The following is a 2,041-nucleotide window of genomic DNA, read 5'->3' as shown; positions in this document are numbered from 1 at the left end:
ATCATACGCACCTGTACTGATGAAGTGTGGGTACGCAAAGCAATGTCACCATTTTCGCCGCCTTTTCTTATAAAAAAGGTATCCTGCATATCTCTTGCCGGGTGTTCTTCCGGAAAGTTTAATGCAGAGAAAATATGCCAGTCATCTTCTATTTCAGGACCTTCAGCAACTATAAAACCTAATTTGCTAAAAATATCAATAATCTCTCTTCTTACCAGTGCTAAAGGGTGACGAGCACCGATTTCAAAACCTTCGCCCGGCAGGCTAAGGTCTAAATCTGCATCTTTACCCACTTCCTGGGTAATTTCCTGGTCTTTTAACTCCTGGTACCTGGCTTCAGCCAGTTGTTTAAACTCATTCAAAACTTTCCCTAAGGTTCTTTTTTCCTCAGGTGAAACCGCTTTAAACTCGTCGAATATATCTTTAATAATTCCTTTTGTACCTAAAAACCTGATCCGGAACTGCTCCAGCTCATCGGCATTAACGGTAGAAAAGGCATTAATTTCTGCAGTGTACTGTGTTATCTTATCTTGTAACATGATGGCAAATATACGCTAAATTACCCCCAGTTCCTTACCAACCTTCGTAAATGCTGCGATGGCTTTATCTAAATGATGTTGCTCATGAGCTGCTGAAAGCTGCACCCGGATCCTTGCTTTTCCTTTTGGAACAACAGGATAATAAAAGCCAATTACATAAATACCTTCTTCAAGCATTTTTGCAGCAAAATCCTGTGCCAGTTTTGCATCATATAACATTACAGGCACAATTGGATGTATACCTTTTTTAATATCAAAACCCGCAGCAGTCATTTTTTCGCGGAAATACATGGTATTACTTTCCAATTTATCGCGCAGGTCGGTTGATTCCTTTAAAAGATCTAATACGGCCACTGATGCACCAGCTATTGCAGGCGCCAGGGTATTAGAAAACAAATAAGGACGTGATCTTTGGCGAAGCATGTCGATAATTTCCTTTTTACCGGCAGTGAAACCACCAGATGCACCACCAAGCGCTTTGCCCAATGTACCGGTAATAATATCTACACGGTCAATTACACCGCAATGTTCGTGGGTTCCCCTACCGGTTCTCCCCATAAAACCAGAACAGTGTGATTCATCAATCATCACTAACGCTTCATATTTATCGGCAAGGTCACAGATTTTATCCAACTGGGCAATGGTACCGTCCATAGAGAAGGCACCGTCTGTTACAATGATGCGATTTCTTGCACCCGCCGACGCCTGCAACTGAACTTCCAGGTCGGCCATATCATTATGCTTATAGCGGTAGCGGCCTGCTTTACACAAACGCACCCCGTCGATAATGGAGGCATGGTTTAACTCATCTGAAATGATGGCATCCTGATCATTAAAAAGAGGTTCAAAAACACCACCGTTCGCATCAAAAGCAGCAGCATATAATATGGTATCTTCTGTTCCTAAGAAAGCTGATAACTTCTCCTCCAGTTCTTTGTGAATATCCTGTGTACCACAGATGAACCTTACCGATGACATTCCATAGCCATATTTATCCAAAGCCTGTTTTGCTGCATCAATAACCCGCTGATCTGAAGCAAGACCTAAATAATTATTTGCACAGAAATTGATTACTTCCTGTCCGGTACTTATTTTAATGTCGGCACCTTGCGGGCTAACAATAATTCTTTCACGTTTATATAAGCCATCTTTTTCTATTTGGTCTAGTTCTTGTTTAAGAAGCGGTTGTAGTGTTTTATACATCTTTATATGATTTATTGCATTCAAAGTTAGAAAAATATCAACGATCGCCCTAAACAAAATAAGTATGGGGAAAAAATTATATATTTAGGTTACATATGAAAAACATCTACTACTCGCTGTTACTCCTATTAGGTTTTGTAAACAGTGCGTACGCCCAGGACTATACCTTAACAGGTCAAATTAAAGATCAAAATGGGGAACCTATTCCGTTTACCTCGGTATATGTAAAAAATACTACAATGGGCACCTCGGCAAATGTAGATGGCATTTATAAACTTGCCTTAGCAAAGGGCACCTAT

At 40.4% G+C, this 2,041-nt stretch carries 2 protein-coding genes and 1 pseudogene; 1 reads left to right on the top strand and 2 read right to left on the bottom strand.

Annotated elements, in window-relative coordinates:
- Positions 1 to 539 (bottom strand): annotated as a pseudogene (locus ACR2F3_RS13300) (phenylalanine--tRNA ligase subunit alpha); the annotation flags it as partial.
- A gap of 15 nt (positions 540 to 554) precedes the next feature.
- Positions 555 to 1,742, bottom strand: a complete 1,188-nt coding sequence (kbl, locus tag ACR2F3_RS13295; RefSeq protein ID WP_432710460.1) for a glycine C-acetyltransferase — start codon at positions 1,740 to 1,742, stop codon at positions 555 to 557.
- 95 nt (positions 1,743 to 1,837) lie between these two features.
- Here kbl and ACR2F3_RS13290 point away from each other — a divergent pair.
- Positions 1,838 to 2,041, top strand: a 204-nt coding sequence (locus tag ACR2F3_RS13290) for a carboxypeptidase-like regulatory domain-containing protein (RefSeq protein WP_432710459.1), incomplete at its 3' end; no start/stop codon positions are given.

It is taken from the genome of Pedobacter sp., assembly GCF_045627485.1.
In the GTDB taxonomy this organism is placed as follows: Bacteria; Bacteroidota; Bacteroidia; order Sphingobacteriales; family Sphingobacteriaceae; genus Pedobacter.
Note: the sequence above shows the minus strand (reverse complement) of the source record. Positions and strands in the feature narration are given on the sequence as shown.